The organism is Streptomyces specialis, assembly GCF_001493375.1.
In the GTDB taxonomy this organism is placed as follows: domain Bacteria; phylum Actinomycetota; class Actinomycetes; order Streptomycetales; family Streptomycetaceae; genus Streptomyces; species Streptomyces specialis.
Window position 1 is genome coordinate 193,227 of record NZ_LN929757.1, and the last position, 14,109, is coordinate 207,335.

The window sequence follows — 14,109 nt, forward strand, 5'->3', positions numbered from 1 at the left end:
CCCCAAAGCTTCTTTCCGGATGTGAAGTATTGAGCACAGGATGATGATCTGGATATGCCTGCGGCATGGGCCGAGCGGCTTCCGGGCGCGGCTCCGGGGGCGGGAAGCGGGCGGCCCACGGGAGGCGTGAGGGCGCGTCACCGCGGCGGTGGGGGCATCGCGGGGAGCCGGTACGGGTGTTCGGCTGCCCGGTTCCGGGGCGCGTACACGGGAATGTCAAACCCGGCTCCCGGCTCCCGGCCAGGTGACGGCGGCGCGGCACTCGACGGTGCCGGACGGAAGGAGGCGGGCGTCCGGTGGCCGGCGCCCGCCTCGTAGGTCACTTCGGACCGGGTCCTAGACCAGTTCCCCCGCCGCCGCGAGGGCCCCGGCGTCCAGGCCGGCGGCGACCTCGGTGACGGTCTCGGTGACCGCCACCCGCCCGCCGAGGCGCAGCGGGGTCAGGGGCCCCGGGTCGCCGGTCAGCAGCAGACGCACGGCCGCCCAGGGCAGGTTGACCCCGGTGAACGCGGTCTGGAAGATGCCGGCCGAGGGCCGGGGGTTGGCCTCCAGCAGCACCGGCTCCCCGTTGCGGTGGCGCAACTGGACGTTGGAGAGGTAGGCCAGCCGGAAGTGGCCGACCAGCCGTTCCGCGATCGCGGTGAAGGCGGGATCGTCCAGCAGCAGCCGGTAACGGCCCTGTTTGGCCCGGGATATGCCGGCCAGCAGCGTCCCCTGGGGGGTGGAGAGGCAGTCCACGCTCACCTCGGGCCCTTCGAGATAGGGCATGACGATGAACTGCGGGACGTTCTCCTCCTCGTCCGCCGCCCGTTTCAGCGCCGCGGCCACGGCGTCGACGGAGACCAGCGGCCGGGCCGGGGCGAGCAGGTCCCTCATGCTGAGAGGGCTGTCGTCCAGGATGCGGAACCCGAAGGCCGAGTACTCGCCGGCGGGTTTGATGCAGACGGTGTCGCCGGTCCTGGAGAGTTCCTCCACCGCCGCGCGCAGTCCGTCGGCGTCGGACACCACGCGCCACTCGGGCACGGGCACGCCGATGGCGCGGGCCGCCTCGTAGGTGCGGCTCTTGCTCGTGAGCACGTCGACCGCCATGGGCGAGGAGCACATCAGCCGGGTGCCCAGGGCGGCGAACGCGTCGGCGTGCGCGGCCAGGGCGTCGAGCCTCCTGGGAGGGACGAGCACGTCGATTCCGTGCCTGCGGCAGAAATCGAGCGCGAAGGCGGCGTAGTCGTCGTTGCCGACGCGATGGGGCTCGACCTCTCCCACATCGCATGCCGCCAGTGCGGGCGCGGCGGGGTCCACGTTCGTGCCGTAGAGGCGGACGTGGGCGCCATCAGGGTTGTCGCGCAACATCCGCATCACCTGAGTCGTGGCTGCCCCGGCGCTGCTGAGCCAAATACGTAGTGCTATCGCGACGCTCCCCTCATCATCGATGCCAACACACGTGTCGTCACGTACGCCGTCGGGGATCGGGCAGGCGGGAAGTGCCCACGCCATATACCACGGTCGCCGGGCCATGCATGATCATGTGTGAAGCGGATCATAGCCCCTCGGCGTGACGGTGATGTTTCTCACCGGGACGGGACGTCCCCTCATTCGGTCACGCGCCCGAACTCCCTTTCGGGCGGCGGCGATACGCGCGTTACGGGGGAGCGCCGCGGCCGGTCTCCCGGCGTGACGCCGGGGGCCGCCGGAGGCTGCCGGTGCGGGCGTTCCGGGGGCGGCCGGGGACCGGCGCGGACGGACGTTGGCGCGTTATCGACGGGTCGGGCCTGCGGTCCGCCTCCGCCCCTCCCGCGGCCCGCCCGCCGGAGTCCGCGCCGCGCGCGCCGCCGTCGCCAGGGCGCGCCGGCCGGTCGTCGCGACGCCCAGCAGCAGCACGACCGCGCCGCAGCCGGCGATCACCCACCAGCCCAATCATTGTTGTTCATGACGTGATGCAAGATCCAGTTCGAGTCGTGCTATTCCATTGGTAATGTGTAGTGTTTGTTAGTGGAGACGGTGCCACCATTACCTCCGCCTCCCCCCTCCGTCGGCAGCGTCAGATGTGTATAGGAGCCGACCTGCCGCCCGGTGGACGCGATCCCGGCGGCGACACCGGCCCGCGACGCCGGCATGCCGGTGACGGCGGTGTTCGTGATCGGGGCGTTGACCAGGCCGAACCCAGCGCCGAACGCCAGGTACGCGGCGAACAGCAGCGGCGCCGGGGTGTCCGGCTCCAGTCCGGTCAGCAGGACGCCGCTGACGGCGATGGCGGCGCCCGCGAGCAGCATCGGCGCCCGGGCGCCGTGGCGGCCCACGAGGTAGCCGGAGAGCGGCGAGAAGACGAGGGTCGCCGCCGCCATCGGCAGCAGGAACAGCCCGGCGTGGAGCGCGGACAGACCGCGCTCGTCCTGGAGATACAGCGTGTTCAGGAAGAGGAAGCCGCCCAGCGCCGCGAACGCCGCGATGGCGCAGGCGAACGCGCCGCTGAACGGCACGCTCCGGAAGAACCGCAGCTCCAGCAGCGGGTCCTCGCGGCGCGGTTCGTACACCAGCAGGCCCGCCAGCGCGCCCAGGGCGACGGCGCCGGAGACCAGCGTGGCGGGCGAGCCCCAGCCGGTCCCGCCGCTCTCGATGATGCCGAACGTCAGCGAGCCCAGCAGCACGATCACCAGCACCTGCCCCACCGGGTCGATCCGGCGCGGCCGGGGCGCGCGGGACTCCGGCACATAGCGCGCGGTCAGCAGCAACGCGGCCAGGCCGACCGGGAGGTTGAGCCAGAAGATGGCGCGCCACCCGAAGGAGTGCACCAGCGCCCCGCCCACCACGGGGCCGACCGACATGGAGATGCCCAGCACCGCGCCCCAGGCGCCGATCGCGCGGGCCAGCTCCCTGGGGTCGTCGAAGGTGTTCCTGATGATCGACATCGCCACGGGGTTCAGCATGGAGCCGCCCAGCGCCTGGACCGCGCGGAAGGCGATCAGCCAGCCCAGGCCCGGCGCGAGGGCGCACAGCACCGAGCACACGGTGAAGACGAGGAGCCCGGACCTGAAGACGCGTCGCCGGCCGATCCGGTCCGCCATGGAGCCGGAGAGCATCAGGAACGACGCCAGCACCACCGTGTAGACGTCGATCGTCCACTGGAGGCCCGCCACGTCCGCGCCCAGCTCCTGCCGGAGCGAGGGCAGGGCCACGTTCAGCGCGGTCACGTCCAGGCTGACCATCAGCAGGCTCATGCAGCAGATCGCGAGCACCACCCGCCGGTGCGCGCGTGTCGTCGTCCCGGAATCAGCCATGCCTCATGGTCACACCCGGGCGCCGCCCGCGGCCGGGCGGCCCCGGGGCCGGGCGGGAAATCCGTGGCGGAACACGGGGGAATACTGGCCTCGGCCCCGGTGTTGGGCCCACCCTGGAACACGTGCCGACGCCTCGACCTGCTCGCAAGGAGGGCCCGTGCCCGAAGCCACACCGGAAACCCATGTCATCGCCTATCGCGCCGCCGAACAGCTCCTCCAGGCCCGCGATCCGCGCGGCGCGCTGAAGCTGCTCGACCCGCTGATCACCGCGCACCCGGAGAACACCGCCGCCCGGCTGCTCCGCGCCCGCGCCTTCTTCCTCGCCGCCCAGCTCCGCTCCGCCGAGCTGGAGTTCCAGCTCGTCGTGGAGCGGGAGCCCGACAACGCGTTCGCCCACTTCGCCCTGGCCCGCACCCTGGAACGCGCGGGCCGTGACGCCGAGGCCACCCGCCACTTCCGGCTGGCCGCCGCCCTCGACCCGCGCCCGGACTACCTGGCCGCGGCCCGTTTCGAAGAAACCCCCTGAGCGGGCGGGCCGCGAAAGCGCCCCCTCTCAAGCCGCCGCCGCGTTCGTCGCGCCCGCTTCCGCGACGTGCCGGCGGGCGGCGGTCGCGATCGCCCGCGCGTCGATCCCGGCCTCCCTGAGCTGCTCCTCCGGGGTCGCCGAACCCGGCATGTTCCCCACGGCGAGCCGCAGCAGGCGCGGCACCGGCCGTCCGTCCGTGAAGGCGTCCAGGACCGCGTCCCCCAGCCCGCCCTCGGGCCGGTGGTCCTCGACGGTCAGCAGACAGCCGGTCTCCTCGGCCGCCGCCCACAGGGCGCGCGCGTCCACCGGCTTCACCGAGTACAGGTCCAGCACCCGCACCGGGATGCCGTCCGCCGCCAGCTCGTCGGCGGCGGCCAGCGCCTCGTGCACGGTCACCCCGGCCGCGACGATCGTCAGCCGGTCCGCGTCCGAGGAACGCAGGACCTTGCTGCCGCCCACCGGGAACTCCTCGTCCGGCCCGTAGATCACCGGGGTCTTGCCGCGCGAGGTGCGCAGGTACCGCACCCCGGCGCCGTCCGTCATGCCCGCGACCAGGCGCGCGGTCTGGTTGGCGTCGCACGGGTACAGCACGGTGCTGCCGTGCACCGAGCGGAGCATCGCCAGATCCTCCAGACCCATCTGCGACGGCCCGTCCTCGCCGATCGCGACCCCGGCGTGCGAACCGGCGACGCTGATCCCGGCGCGGCTGACCGCCGCCATCCGCAGGAAGTCGTGCGCCCTGGTCAGGAACGCCGCGAAGGTCGACACGAACGGGGTCCGGCCGCGCACCTGCATCCCCACGGCGGTGGCGATCAGCTCCTGCTCAGCGATGTAGCACTCGAAGAACCGGTCCGGGTGCTCCTTGGCGAAGAACTCCGAGCGGGTCGAGTCGCCGACCTCGCCGTCCAGCGCGACGACGTCGGGCCGGTCGGTGCCCACGGCGGCCAGGGCCTCGCCGTAGGCGTTCCGGGTGGCGACACGGTCGCCGACCCGGTACCGCGGCAGGTCGGCGTGGACGCCGTGGGCCTGCCGCGGCGCCATGGCGGCGGGCGGGCGCCGCACCTCGACGGTCAGGTTCCGCACGCCGCCCAGCTCCTCGACGGCCTCCCGCGTGTCCGGCAGCGGCTTGCCGTGCATGCCCTCCCGGTCCTGCGCCGCCGCGACGCCCCGGCCCTTCACTGTCCGGGCCAGGATCGCGGTGGGCCGGTCCTGGACGCCGATCGCCTCCGCGTAGGCCGTGTCGATGGCCGCCGGGTCATGGCCGTCCACCTCCACGGTGTGCCAGCCGAACGCCCGCGCCCGCCGCGCGTAGGCGTCCAGGTCCCACTGGTGCCGTGTCGGGCCGCGCTGGCCCAGCCGGTTGACGTCGACGATCAGCGTGAGGTTGCCCAGCTTCTCGAACCCGGCGTGTTCGAACGCCTCCCAGACCGAGCCCTCGGCCATCTCGCTGTCGCCGCACAGCACCCACACCCGGTACGGCATCTCGTCCAGGCGCTGCCCGGCGAGCGCTATGCCGACGCCGATGGGCAGCCCCTGCCCGAGGGAACCGGTCGCGACGTCCACCCACGGCAGCCGGGGCGTCGGGTGCCCCTCCAGACGGCTGCCGTACTCGCGGAACGTCAGCAGCTCCTCGTCGGTGATCACGCCCGCGGCCTTGTACGCGGCGTACAGCAGCGGCGAGGCGTGCCCCTTGGAGAGGATCAGGTGGTCGTTGCCGGGGTGGTCCGGCCAGTCGAAGTCGTAGCGCAGGTACCTCGCGAACAGCACGGCCATCAGGTCCGCCGCGGACATCGAGGAGGTGGCGTGGCCGGAACCCGCGGTCGAGGTCGCGCGCACCGCGTCCACCCGGAACTGCTGGCCGAGTTCGGCCAGGTACTGGTCAGTGGTCATGCGTGCCTCCTGGGGGGAAGATGCGCGTGCGGGTACCCCGGTGCCCCGGCGCGTAACGGCGCCGGGGCGGACCGGAGTCGGGGCTGCCGCCGGCGTCAGGCCGGAGAGGGGTGACCGCCGCCGGGCACGCCGTCCGCGTAGGGCCAGCGCAGCAGCGCGCCGAGGCCGCCGGCCGGTACCGCGCCGGTCCCGGCGCCGGCCGGGGCCGTCGGCAGCGCCACCACGTCGGCGCCGGTCGCGGCGGCGGAACGCAGCAACGCGTCGTCGGCGCGCGCCGGTTCGGGCGCGGGCTCGCCGAGGTACCGGGAGTCCGAGCGGCGCAGCGCCACCTGATCGGGCTCGTGGCCCACCCACACGTCGCGGTGCAGGTCGGGGCCGTCGTGCCGCACCAGCAGGGTGTCGATGCGGTGTTCGCGCGCGGCGTCCACCAGCGCGGGCACGCCCTCGGCGGCGTCGAGGCGGCCGTCCGCCGGTGCGCGTCCGGCCTCGAACCGCTCCAGCGCCTCGGCCGTGCGCTCCCGCGCCAGTCGCTCGCGCGCCTCCTCGATGTCGGCGTCCAGCAGCCTGGCCGAGGAACCGGCGGCCCGGCCGCCGTGTTCGGACTCGACCGTCACCTCGCGCAGCGATTCGGGCAGCCGCTCGCGGACCGCGCGCCGCTGCCGGGGGTCGCCGGCCAGCATCACCATCGCGGCGTGCGCCCGTTCGGCGTCGGTGGCCAGGGTCTCGGCGATCCGCGCCGCGTTCTCGTCCCAGGTGTTCTGGACGGCGAGCTGGAAGTGCCGCTCCGACCAGTCGGCCCGGCCGGTGCGGTGCATCGGCCACTGCCGGCCCCGGACCTCGTCGGCCGGCGCGGGCCGGCCGTGGGTGCCGCGCAGTTCCAGGTCGGCGCCCCTGCGATCGACGTAGGCGACCAGGCAGGTGGGGTCCCGCTCGCCGTAGTCGAGGAGCGGCGCGAGGCGCGGCAGCACGGCCCAGCTCGTCAGCGGCGGCGAGGGCGGCGGTGCCGCGAGGGGCACGTCGAGGACGGCCTCGCCGTCGGTCGCGAAGACCGCCCGGCCCGCGTCGTCCGGCGCCAGGCCGCTGAGCCTGTCGTACACCGCGCGGCACGTCGCCGGGTCCGCCCCCAGGCCGGCCAGCCGGTCGCAGGCGTCGCGCGCCTGCAACTCCCGGACCTCGGCGGAGTTCTCCGTCGCGTCGGAGGTGTCGAAGTACACCGAGGCCCAGGGCCCCGGCTTGTGCAGCAGCGGGTCGAGGAACGCTAGGTTCATGGCTTCCTCCGGTGCGTCCGGCAGTTCTCGGGAGCGCGGGGCACGGCCGTCACACGGCGACCTTCCCGAACTCCCGCAGCATCGCGTCGTCGAAGTACTCCAGGTCGTCCGGCTTGCGGCTGGTGACCAGCGTGCCGGGGCCGTCGTGGCAGATGACGACCCGGTCGTCGATCCAGGTGGCGCCCGCGTTGCGCAGGTCCGTGCGCAGGCTCGGCCAGGACGTCAGGGTCCGGCCGCGCACCACACCGGCCTCGATGAGGGTCCACGGCGCGTGGCAGATCGCCGCGACCGGCTTGCCGGCGTCGAAGAACGACTTGACGAACGCCACCGCCCGTTCGTCCATCCGCAGCGCGTCCGGGTTGGCGACACCGCCGGGCAGGACCAGCGCGTCGTAGTCGCCGGGGTCCGCCTCGCCCACCGTGGCGTCCACAGGGAAGGTGTCCGCCTTGTCCAGGTGGTGGAACGCCTGGACGCTGCCGGGCCGGGTGGAGATGAGCTGGGGCGTCTCGCCGGTCTCCACGAGCGCCTCCCAGGGCGACGTGAGTTCGATTTGCTCGACGCCTTCGTGTGCCATCACAAATGCGATCCGCATATTCTCACCGTTCCTTGTCGTGCGGCGTGGCCATATCCGGCCCGCGCCCCGGGTAGCCGCTGTGGCGCGAAGGGAAACATCGGTAGGCTCAATGCCACAACTGCCCTCTGTTGGGTGGTTTGGTGCACGAACGGCCCCCTGCTGTCGGGCGGGCCTATAGGTTCCGAGCGCGCCGGGCGAATCCGCGCCGGCGCGTTCCCATTCGCATCGAATTCGGAGAATTCATGACCCGAATCGCCGCAGATCCCGCGGCCGTGAACCCGGTCGTTCCGGGGCAGACCACGGCCGCCGCGGCCGCGTTGCCGCTCCGGGAGAGCGCCGAGATCCAGGGCGACATCCTCGCGGGGTTCAAGAAGGACTACGTTCAGCTTCTCTTCCTCACCATCGGGGACCCGGTCCAGGCCAGGCGCTGGCTGGCCAGGCTCCGCCACCGGATAGCGACCACGCGCGATGTCGCGGCGTTCAACGCCACCTTCAGCGCCGCCCGCCGCAACGCGGCCGGCACCGACCCGGCGAGCCTGCGGACCGTCTGGCGCTCGGTCAGCTTCACCTACCCCGGGCTGGAGCAGCTCGTGGGCGGCCCGCCCATCGCGGACGTGCCGAACGGCACCACGCAGGACGCGTTCGTCCAGGGCGCCGCGGCCCGCAAGGAACTGCTCGGCGACACCGAGGCCAACGATCCGTCGCAGTGGCTCTTCGGGGCCCAGCACAGCGACCCGGTGCACGTGGTCCTCACCGTCGCCGCCGACCGCGCCGCGGACCTGGGCACGGCGCTGGCCCGGGAGCGCGAGGAGATCGCCGCCCACCGGCTGGCCATCGCCTTCGAGCAGGCCGGCGCCACGCTGGAGGGCCACCGGCGGGGGGAGGAGCACTTCGGCTTCAAGGACGGCATCAGCCAGCCCGCCGTCGCGGACTTCGACGAGCCGGACCCGGCCCGTCCCGAGTACCAGAAGGACAAGCCCGGGACCCGGATCATCCCGTCCGGCGAGTTCGTCGTGGGGCATCCGACCGACCACCGCAGGTCGGCCTCGCTGCCGGACTGGATGGCGGACGGCTCGTTCCAGGTGGTGCGCCGGCTGGCGCAGGACGTACCGGGCTGGTGGGCGCAGGTCGCCGACCAGCTCAAGGTCCTCAAGGACGCCAAGGCCGTGCCGGACACCGCGACCACCGAGTGGCTGGCGGCCCGCCTGTTCGGCCGCTGGCGGTCCGGCGCCCCGGTCGCCAAGAGCCCGGACGTCGACGTGCCGACGCTGCCCGGAGCGGACGCGGACAACGACATCAGCTACCGGGACGACCCGGACGGCCGGATCACGCCGCTGTGCTCCCACGCGCGGAAGGTCAACCCGCGCGACGGCCTCAAGGTCCGCACGACCGATCCGGAGCCGCTGGCCGAGAAGGGCGCGCTGGACGGAAGGCGCCTGATGCGCCGGGGGATCCCCTACGGTATGCCGTTCGACCCGGCCGGCGGGGAGGCGAACGGGCCGGACGCGCCGAGGGGTCTCGTCTTCGTCAGCTACCAGGCCGACCTGGTCCAGCAGTTCGAGTTCGTGCAGCGGACGTGGATCGAGGGGGCCGACTTCCCCGAGCGTTCCCCGCAGGTGGGCCGGGACGCGGTGATCGGCAGGGGAGGCCAGGTCGCCTTCCCCTCCGGCGGCACCGAGACGCCCACGGCGAGCGTGGAGCTGAGCCTGCGGCAGTTCGTCCGCACCGAGGGCTGCGTCTACGCCTTCACGCCGTCGCTCCCGGCACTGAAACAGCTCGCCGACGGCACGATCCCGCCGGGCGGGGGGCCGGCCAAGGAGCAGGTGCTCACCGCGCCCGAGCTGATCCAGCGCGGGGATGTGATCAGCTCGCACAAGGCCCGTCTGCGGTTCAACGACCTGACCGGCAACCTCGTCGTGCACGACGAGAACGAGCGGGAGATCTGGAGCACGGGCCTCGACCCGGCACTGGAGTTCAAGGCGGTCCGCGCCGAGTTCACCGCGGACGGGGAGCTGCTGCTGCCCAACACCGACGGCGAGGTGCTGTGGCCGCCGGAGGGGGAGCGGCTCGGTTCGCACCCGGGGGCCGTGCTCGTGGGCCAGACCGACGGGGACGGGGTGATCCGCGCCGCCGACGGCAGCGTCCTCTGGCACACCGGCACCGCGCACTGACGCGCCCCGGCGGGACCCGGCCGCCCGGCCGGGTCCCGCCGGGGACCCGGTCCGCGCGGGGATCAGTCCCGCGGCTTCAGGGCGCGCAGCCGGTGGTCCAGCTCGCGCTGGTAGAAGTCGATGAAGCCGTCGGGGTCGGGCCCCGCGTTCTGCGTGACCAGATGGTCGAAGCCGGCGTCGACGAACTGCTGGGCGACCTCGACGAACCGCTCCGGGTCCGAACCGCAGGCGAACTGCTCCAGCACGTCGGACTCCCGCACGGTGGACGACGCGGCGTCGAAGTTCACCGGGTTGGGCAGCTCGCTCATCACCTTCCAGCCCAGCAGGGCCCACCTGCTGGTCTCCAGCACGGCCCGGGCCGCGGTGTGCTCGTCGGGGGCCCACGCCATGGGCATCTCGGCGTACCGCGGGCCGGTGCCGCCGGCCTTGCGGTAGGTGGCGACGATGTCGCCCTTGGGCTCGGTCGCGAACAGCCCGTCGCCGAGGTCGGCGGCGATGTGCGCCGCGTCGGCGCCGCCCGCGGCCACCGCGATCAGGGGCGGCTCGGCGGGCAGGTCGAAGATCCGGGCGTCCTCGATCCGCAGGTGCTTGCCCTCGTACGAGCGGTACCCGCCCTGCCACAGCAGGCGGATGATGTGCAGGGCGTCACAGAGCCGTTCCTGCCTGACCCGCACGGAGTCGGGGAAGCCGACGCCCACGACGTGCTCGTTGAGCCGCTCGCCGGAGCCGACGCCGAGCGTGAACCGGCCGTCCGAGACCAGGGAGAGGGTCGCGGCGGCCTGCGCGATGATCGCCGGGTGGTAGCGGACCGTCGGGCAGGTGACCCCTGTGGCCAGCCCGATCCGTTCGGTCTTCGCCGCGATCGCGCCCAGCACGGTCCAGGCGAACGGTGAGTGGCCCTGGTTGTCCAGCCACGGATGGAAGTGGTCGCTGATCTCGACGAAGTCGAAACCGGCCCGCTCGGCGAGCTGGGCCTGGCGGATCAGCTCCTTGGGGTCGAACGCCTCGGCGGCCAGCTTGTATCCAATGCGCATCTCTGCCTCTTTTCCCATGGTTTGCGCACCATGTTCCTCCGGTGGCGGAGGGGCTGCCACCTGTCTCTTTATACACATCTGACGCTGCCGACGAAGGGGATAGGGTAGATTGTAGGGGTCGCTGTGGGCTTGAAGAACAAACAGAAGATCCACACAGGTCGTGAACGGATATCATCGAAAGAATACTAGAGAAGCAGGTCGTACGCCTCGGCGATGAGCTGCATGTCGGCGTACTCGATGCCGTTGGGCACCATCTTCACGAAGTGGCCCGCGCCGTCGGGGCCGATGTGGGTGCAGCACGGCTCGCCGTCGACCCGCGCGGCGATGCTCTCCAGCAGCGGGCCGAGCGCGTCGTAGGACTCCTTGGAGCCGCCGGGCATGATGCTCGGCCCGTGCAGCGCGCCCTCCTCGCCGCCGGAGATGCCGCAGCCCACGAAGTGCAGGCCGCGCTCGCGCAGCGCGGCCTCGCGGCGCCGGGTGTCCTCGAAGTGCGCGTTGCCGCCGTCGACGATCATGTCGCCGGGCTCCAGCAGCGGGGCGAACTCGTCGATCACGGCGTCGGTCGCCGCCCCGGCCTTCACCATGATCACCAGCCGCCGGGGGCGTTCCAGCGACGCGACGAACTCCTCGGCGGTCTCCGCGGGCAGGAAGTCGCCCTCGTGGCCGAACTCCTCGACCAACTGCCGCGTCCTGGCCGCGGTCCGGTTGTGGAGCGCCACGGTGTGTCCGTGCCGGGCGAAGTTGCGGGCCAGGTTCCGGCCCATCACCGCCAGCCCGGTGACACCGATCTGTGCCTGCCGCCCCATGCCATCATCTCCCGTCGCTCACCTGAAACGCTGATCCCGGGTCCCGGCCGTCCGGCCGGCGGGCCCGTCGCGCGAGCGTATCCGACGCGCCGTGCGCCGCTCCGGCCGGTCAGAACTCCTCGTGCCGGTCCGGGTCCCCGCCCAGCCTGCGGGACGGCCGGCCGGCGACGGCGGCCATCTCGCCGGGGTCGAGGGCGAACCCGAACACGTCGAGGTTGGCGCGACGCCGCGCGGCGTCGCCGGACTTGGGGAGCGGTACGGCGCCGAGCTGGACGTGCCAGCGCAGGATCACCTGCGCGCTGCTGACGCCGTGGGCCGCCGCGATCCGCGCGATGCCCTCGTCCTCCAGCAGGGTGCTGCCCCGGCCGAGCGGGCTCCAGCTCTCGGTGACGATGCCGTGCCCGGCGTGGAAGGCGCGGGTGTCGTCCTGGGGGAGCAGGGGGTGCAGCTCGATCTGGTTGACGGCCGGCAGCACGCCGGTCTCCTTCTCCAGCCGCCGGATGTGCTCGGGGGTGAAGTTGGAGACGCCGATGGACCTGACCAGGCCGTCGTCCCTGAGCTTGATCATCGCCCGCCACGAGTCGACGTATTTGTCGACCCGGGGGTTGGGCCAGTGGATGAGGTACAGGTCGACGCGGTCGAGGCCGAGGCGGGCGCGGGACTCCTCGAACGACGCCAGTGTCTCCTGGTAGCCGTGGTGGCGGCCCGGGAGCTTGGTGGTGACGACGATCTCCTCGCGCGGCACGCCGGAGGCGGCGATGCCCCGGCCCACTCCGGACTCGTTGCGGTAGTTCACGGCCGTGTCGATCAGCCGGTATCCCAGGCCCAGGGCGTCGGCGACCGCGCGTTCGGCCTCGGCGTCGTCCATCGGATAGGTGCCGAAGCCGGTGGCGGGCAGGCGGTGGCTGTCGTTGAGGGTGTGGATGGGTGCGGCCACTGCTCCTCCTTGATCGTGGCTGATCGTCCCGTCAGCGTGGCGGCTGTCCGGGGGGCTCGTCGGGTTCTGCCGACAGCGGCGTGGCGATGCTCTCCAGGCCCCGGCGTTCGGCCTTGACGCCGAGGAACAGTTCCACGACCCCGGCCGCGACCATCAGCGTGGCACCGAGGCCGAAGGCCAGCGCGGTGTCGCGCGGAACGCCGCTCTCGGTCAGCGAGGCGAAGACGAGCGGGCCGCTGATGCCGCCCGCGGCCGTGCCGACCGCGTAGAAGAAGGCGATCGCCATGGCGCGGGTCTCCATGGGGAAGATCTCGCTGACCGTGAGGTAGGCGGAGCTGGCGCCGGCGGAGGCGAAGAACAGGGCGACGGTCCAGCAGGCGGTGAGCGTGACGGCGGAGAGTGCCTCGCGGTCGAAGAGGAAGGCGGTGACGAACAGCAGCAGCCCGGACAGGATGTAGGTGCCCGAGATCATCGGCTTGCGGCCGACCGTGTCGAACAGCCGGCTCAGCAGCAGCGGGCCCAGGAAGTTCCCGAAGGCGATGACGGCGTAGTAGTAGCCGGTGCTGTCGTCGGGCACGTCGTAGAAGGTGACCAGGATTGTGGCGTAGCCGAACGTCACCGCGTTGTAGAGGAACGCCTGCCCGATGAAGAGGGACAGGCCCAGCGCCGTGCGGCGCGGGTAGCGGGTGAAGACCGTCCTGGCGATGGTGACGAAGCCGATGGTGTGGCGCTGTCTGATGGTGATCTCGCCCGCGGGCGGGGGCAGCTCGCGGCCGGTGGCGTGCCGGGCCGCCTCCTCGGCCTGGCCGGCGACGGACTCCGCCTCCTCGGCGCGGCCGTGGATGAACAGCCAGCGCGGGCTCTCCGGCACGTGCCGCCGCACCAGCAGGATGACGAAGCCGAGGATGACGCCGAGCCCGAACGCCAGCCGCCAGCCCACGCCGACGGGGAAGAACGCGGTCCGCAGGAACACCATGGACAGCAGCGATCCGGCGAACGCGCCGATCCAGAAGCTGCCGTTGATGACGATGTCGATCCGGCCCCGGTAGGCGCTCGGGATCAGTTCGTCGATGGCCGAGTTGACGGCCGCGTACTCGCCGCCGATGCCCAGGCCGGTGCAGAAGCGCATCGCGTAGAAGAAGCCGGGGGTCCAGGCCAGGGCGGTCAGTCCGGTGGCGGCCAGGTAGACCGCGAGGGTGATCAGGAACAGCTTCTTGCGGCCGAATCTGTCGGTGAGCCAGCCGAAGAACAGGGCGCCGGTGCACGCCCCCGTCACATAGAGCGCGGCGCCCAGCCCGGAGACCTGGGAGGCGGTGATGTCCAGGCCGCTGCCGGGCTCCGCCAGCCGGGCCGCCATGTTGCCGACCAGGGTGACTTCGAGCCCGTCGAGGATCCAGACCGTGCCCAGGCCGATGACGATCCGCCAGTGCCAGCCGGACCACGGCAGCCGGTCGAGCCGGGCCGGTACGGCGGTGCGCACCAGGGCGGTGGTCGCGCGGTCCGCCGCCGTGCCGGTACCGCCGCCCGGCCTCGCGGGTTCGTCCGGGTCGCCCCTTTTCGCCCCTGTGCGCATTCACCCATTCTGCGGTCGCGCCCCCGGCCGCGCATGTGGGCGCGGGGCGCGGCGC

At 72.7% G+C, this 14,109-nt stretch carries 9 protein-coding genes and 2 pseudogenes; 2 read left to right on the top strand and 9 right to left on the bottom strand.

What is annotated here, in order from left to right:
- Positions 1 to 336: 336 nt before the first annotated feature.
- Together BN2279_RS02135 and BN2279_RS02140 are read right to left on the bottom strand one after the other, a co-directional pair.
- Positions 337 to 1,515 (bottom strand): ATP-grasp domain-containing protein, encoded by a 1,179-nt coding sequence (locus BN2279_RS02135; protein WP_324612805.1) that lies wholly within the window; start codon positions 1,513 to 1,515, stop codon positions 337 to 339.
- A gap of 237 nt (positions 1,516 to 1,752) precedes the next feature.
- Positions 1,753 to 3,275: pseudogene (locus tag BN2279_RS02140) on the bottom strand (MFS transporter).
- A 157-nt stretch (positions 3,276 to 3,432) separates the two neighbouring features.
- Between BN2279_RS02140 and BN2279_RS02145 the strand changes: the two are divergent.
- Positions 3,433 to 3,801, top strand: coding sequence for a tetratricopeptide repeat protein (locus tag BN2279_RS02145; RefSeq protein WP_059005964.1), 369 nt, complete (start codon positions 3,433 to 3,435; stop codon positions 3,799 to 3,801).
- Positions 3,802 to 3,828: 27 nt separating this feature from the next.
- On the opposite strand, the gene BN2279_RS02150 is transcribed toward BN2279_RS02145, so the two are convergent.
- The 3 genes from BN2279_RS02150 to BN2279_RS02160 form a co-directional block, all read right to left on the bottom strand.
- Complete coding sequence (locus tag BN2279_RS02150; RefSeq protein WP_059005965.1) at positions 3,829 to 5,691, bottom strand: transketolase; 1,863 nt, start codon at positions 5,689 to 5,691, stop codon at positions 3,829 to 3,831.
- Positions 5,692 to 5,786: 95 nt separating this feature from the next.
- Positions 5,787 to 6,959 (bottom strand): baeRF2 domain-containing protein, encoded by a 1,173-nt coding sequence (locus BN2279_RS02155; protein WP_059005966.1) that lies wholly within the window; start codon positions 6,957 to 6,959, stop codon positions 5,787 to 5,789.
- Positions 6,960 to 7,008: 49 nt separating this feature from the next.
- Positions 7,009 to 7,551 carry a type 1 glutamine amidotransferase domain-containing protein gene (locus tag BN2279_RS02160; protein WP_059005967.1) on the bottom strand — a complete coding sequence of 181 codons (543 nt, stop codon included), beginning with the start codon at positions 7,549 to 7,551 and terminating at the stop codon, positions 7,009 to 7,011.
- A 224-nt stretch (positions 7,552 to 7,775) separates the two neighbouring features.
- Between BN2279_RS02160 and BN2279_RS02165 the strand changes: the two genes are divergently transcribed.
- Complete coding sequence (locus BN2279_RS02165; RefSeq protein WP_079031744.1) at positions 7,776 to 9,704, top strand: Dyp-type peroxidase; 1,929 nt, start codon at positions 7,776 to 7,778, stop codon at positions 9,702 to 9,704.
- Between the two features lie 62 nt (positions 9,705 to 9,766).
- On the opposite strand, the gene BN2279_RS02170 is transcribed toward BN2279_RS02165, so the two are convergent.
- From BN2279_RS02170 to BN2279_RS02185, 4 genes and pseudogenes are all read right to left on the bottom strand, one after another.
- A complete protein-coding gene (locus BN2279_RS02170) occupies positions 9,767 to 10,738 on the bottom strand; it encodes a TIGR03557 family F420-dependent LLM class oxidoreductase (protein WP_059005968.1) in 972 nt (323 codons plus the stop codon).
- Positions 10,739 to 10,929: 191 nt separating this feature from the next.
- Positions 10,930 to 11,544, bottom strand: a pseudogene (locus BN2279_RS02175) (NAD(P)-binding domain-containing protein); the annotation flags it as partial.
- 109 nt (positions 11,545 to 11,653) lie between these two features.
- On the bottom strand, positions 11,654 to 12,481 hold the full coding sequence (locus BN2279_RS02180; protein ID WP_059005969.1) for an aldo/keto reductase: 828 nt from the start codon (positions 12,479 to 12,481) through the stop codon (positions 11,654 to 11,656).
- A 31-nt stretch (positions 12,482 to 12,512) separates the two neighbouring features.
- Complete coding sequence (locus BN2279_RS02185; RefSeq protein WP_059005970.1) at positions 12,513 to 14,054, bottom strand: MFS transporter; 1,542 nt, start codon at positions 14,052 to 14,054, stop codon at positions 12,513 to 12,515.
- Positions 14,055 to 14,109: the final 55 nt, after the last annotated feature.

Coding starts and splice junctions, on each gene's coding strand:
- BN2279_RS02150 (WP_059005965.1), bottom strand. CDS start 5,691: ATGACCACTGACCAGTACCTGGCCGAACTCGGCCAGCAGTTCCGGGTG.
- BN2279_RS02135 (WP_324612805.1), bottom strand. CDS start 1,515: ATGGCCCGGCGACCGTGGTATATGGCGTGGGCACTTCCCGCCTGCCCG.
- BN2279_RS02185 (WP_059005970.1), bottom strand. CDS start 14,054: ATGCGCACAGGGGCGAAAAGGGGCGACCCGGACGAACCCGCGAGGCCG.
- BN2279_RS02170 (WP_059005968.1), bottom strand. CDS start 10,738: ATGCGCATTGGATACAAGCTGGCCGCCGAGGCGTTCGACCCCAAGGAG.
- BN2279_RS02165 (WP_079031744.1), top strand. CDS start 7,776: ATGACCCGAATCGCCGCAGATCCCGCGGCCGTGAACCCGGTCGTTCCG.
- BN2279_RS02155 (WP_059005966.1), bottom strand. CDS start 6,959: ATGAACCTAGCGTTCCTCGACCCGCTGCTGCACAAGCCGGGGCCCTGG.
- BN2279_RS02160 (WP_059005967.1), bottom strand. CDS start 7,551: ATGCGGATCGCATTTGTGATGGCACACGAAGGCGTCGAGCAAATCGAA.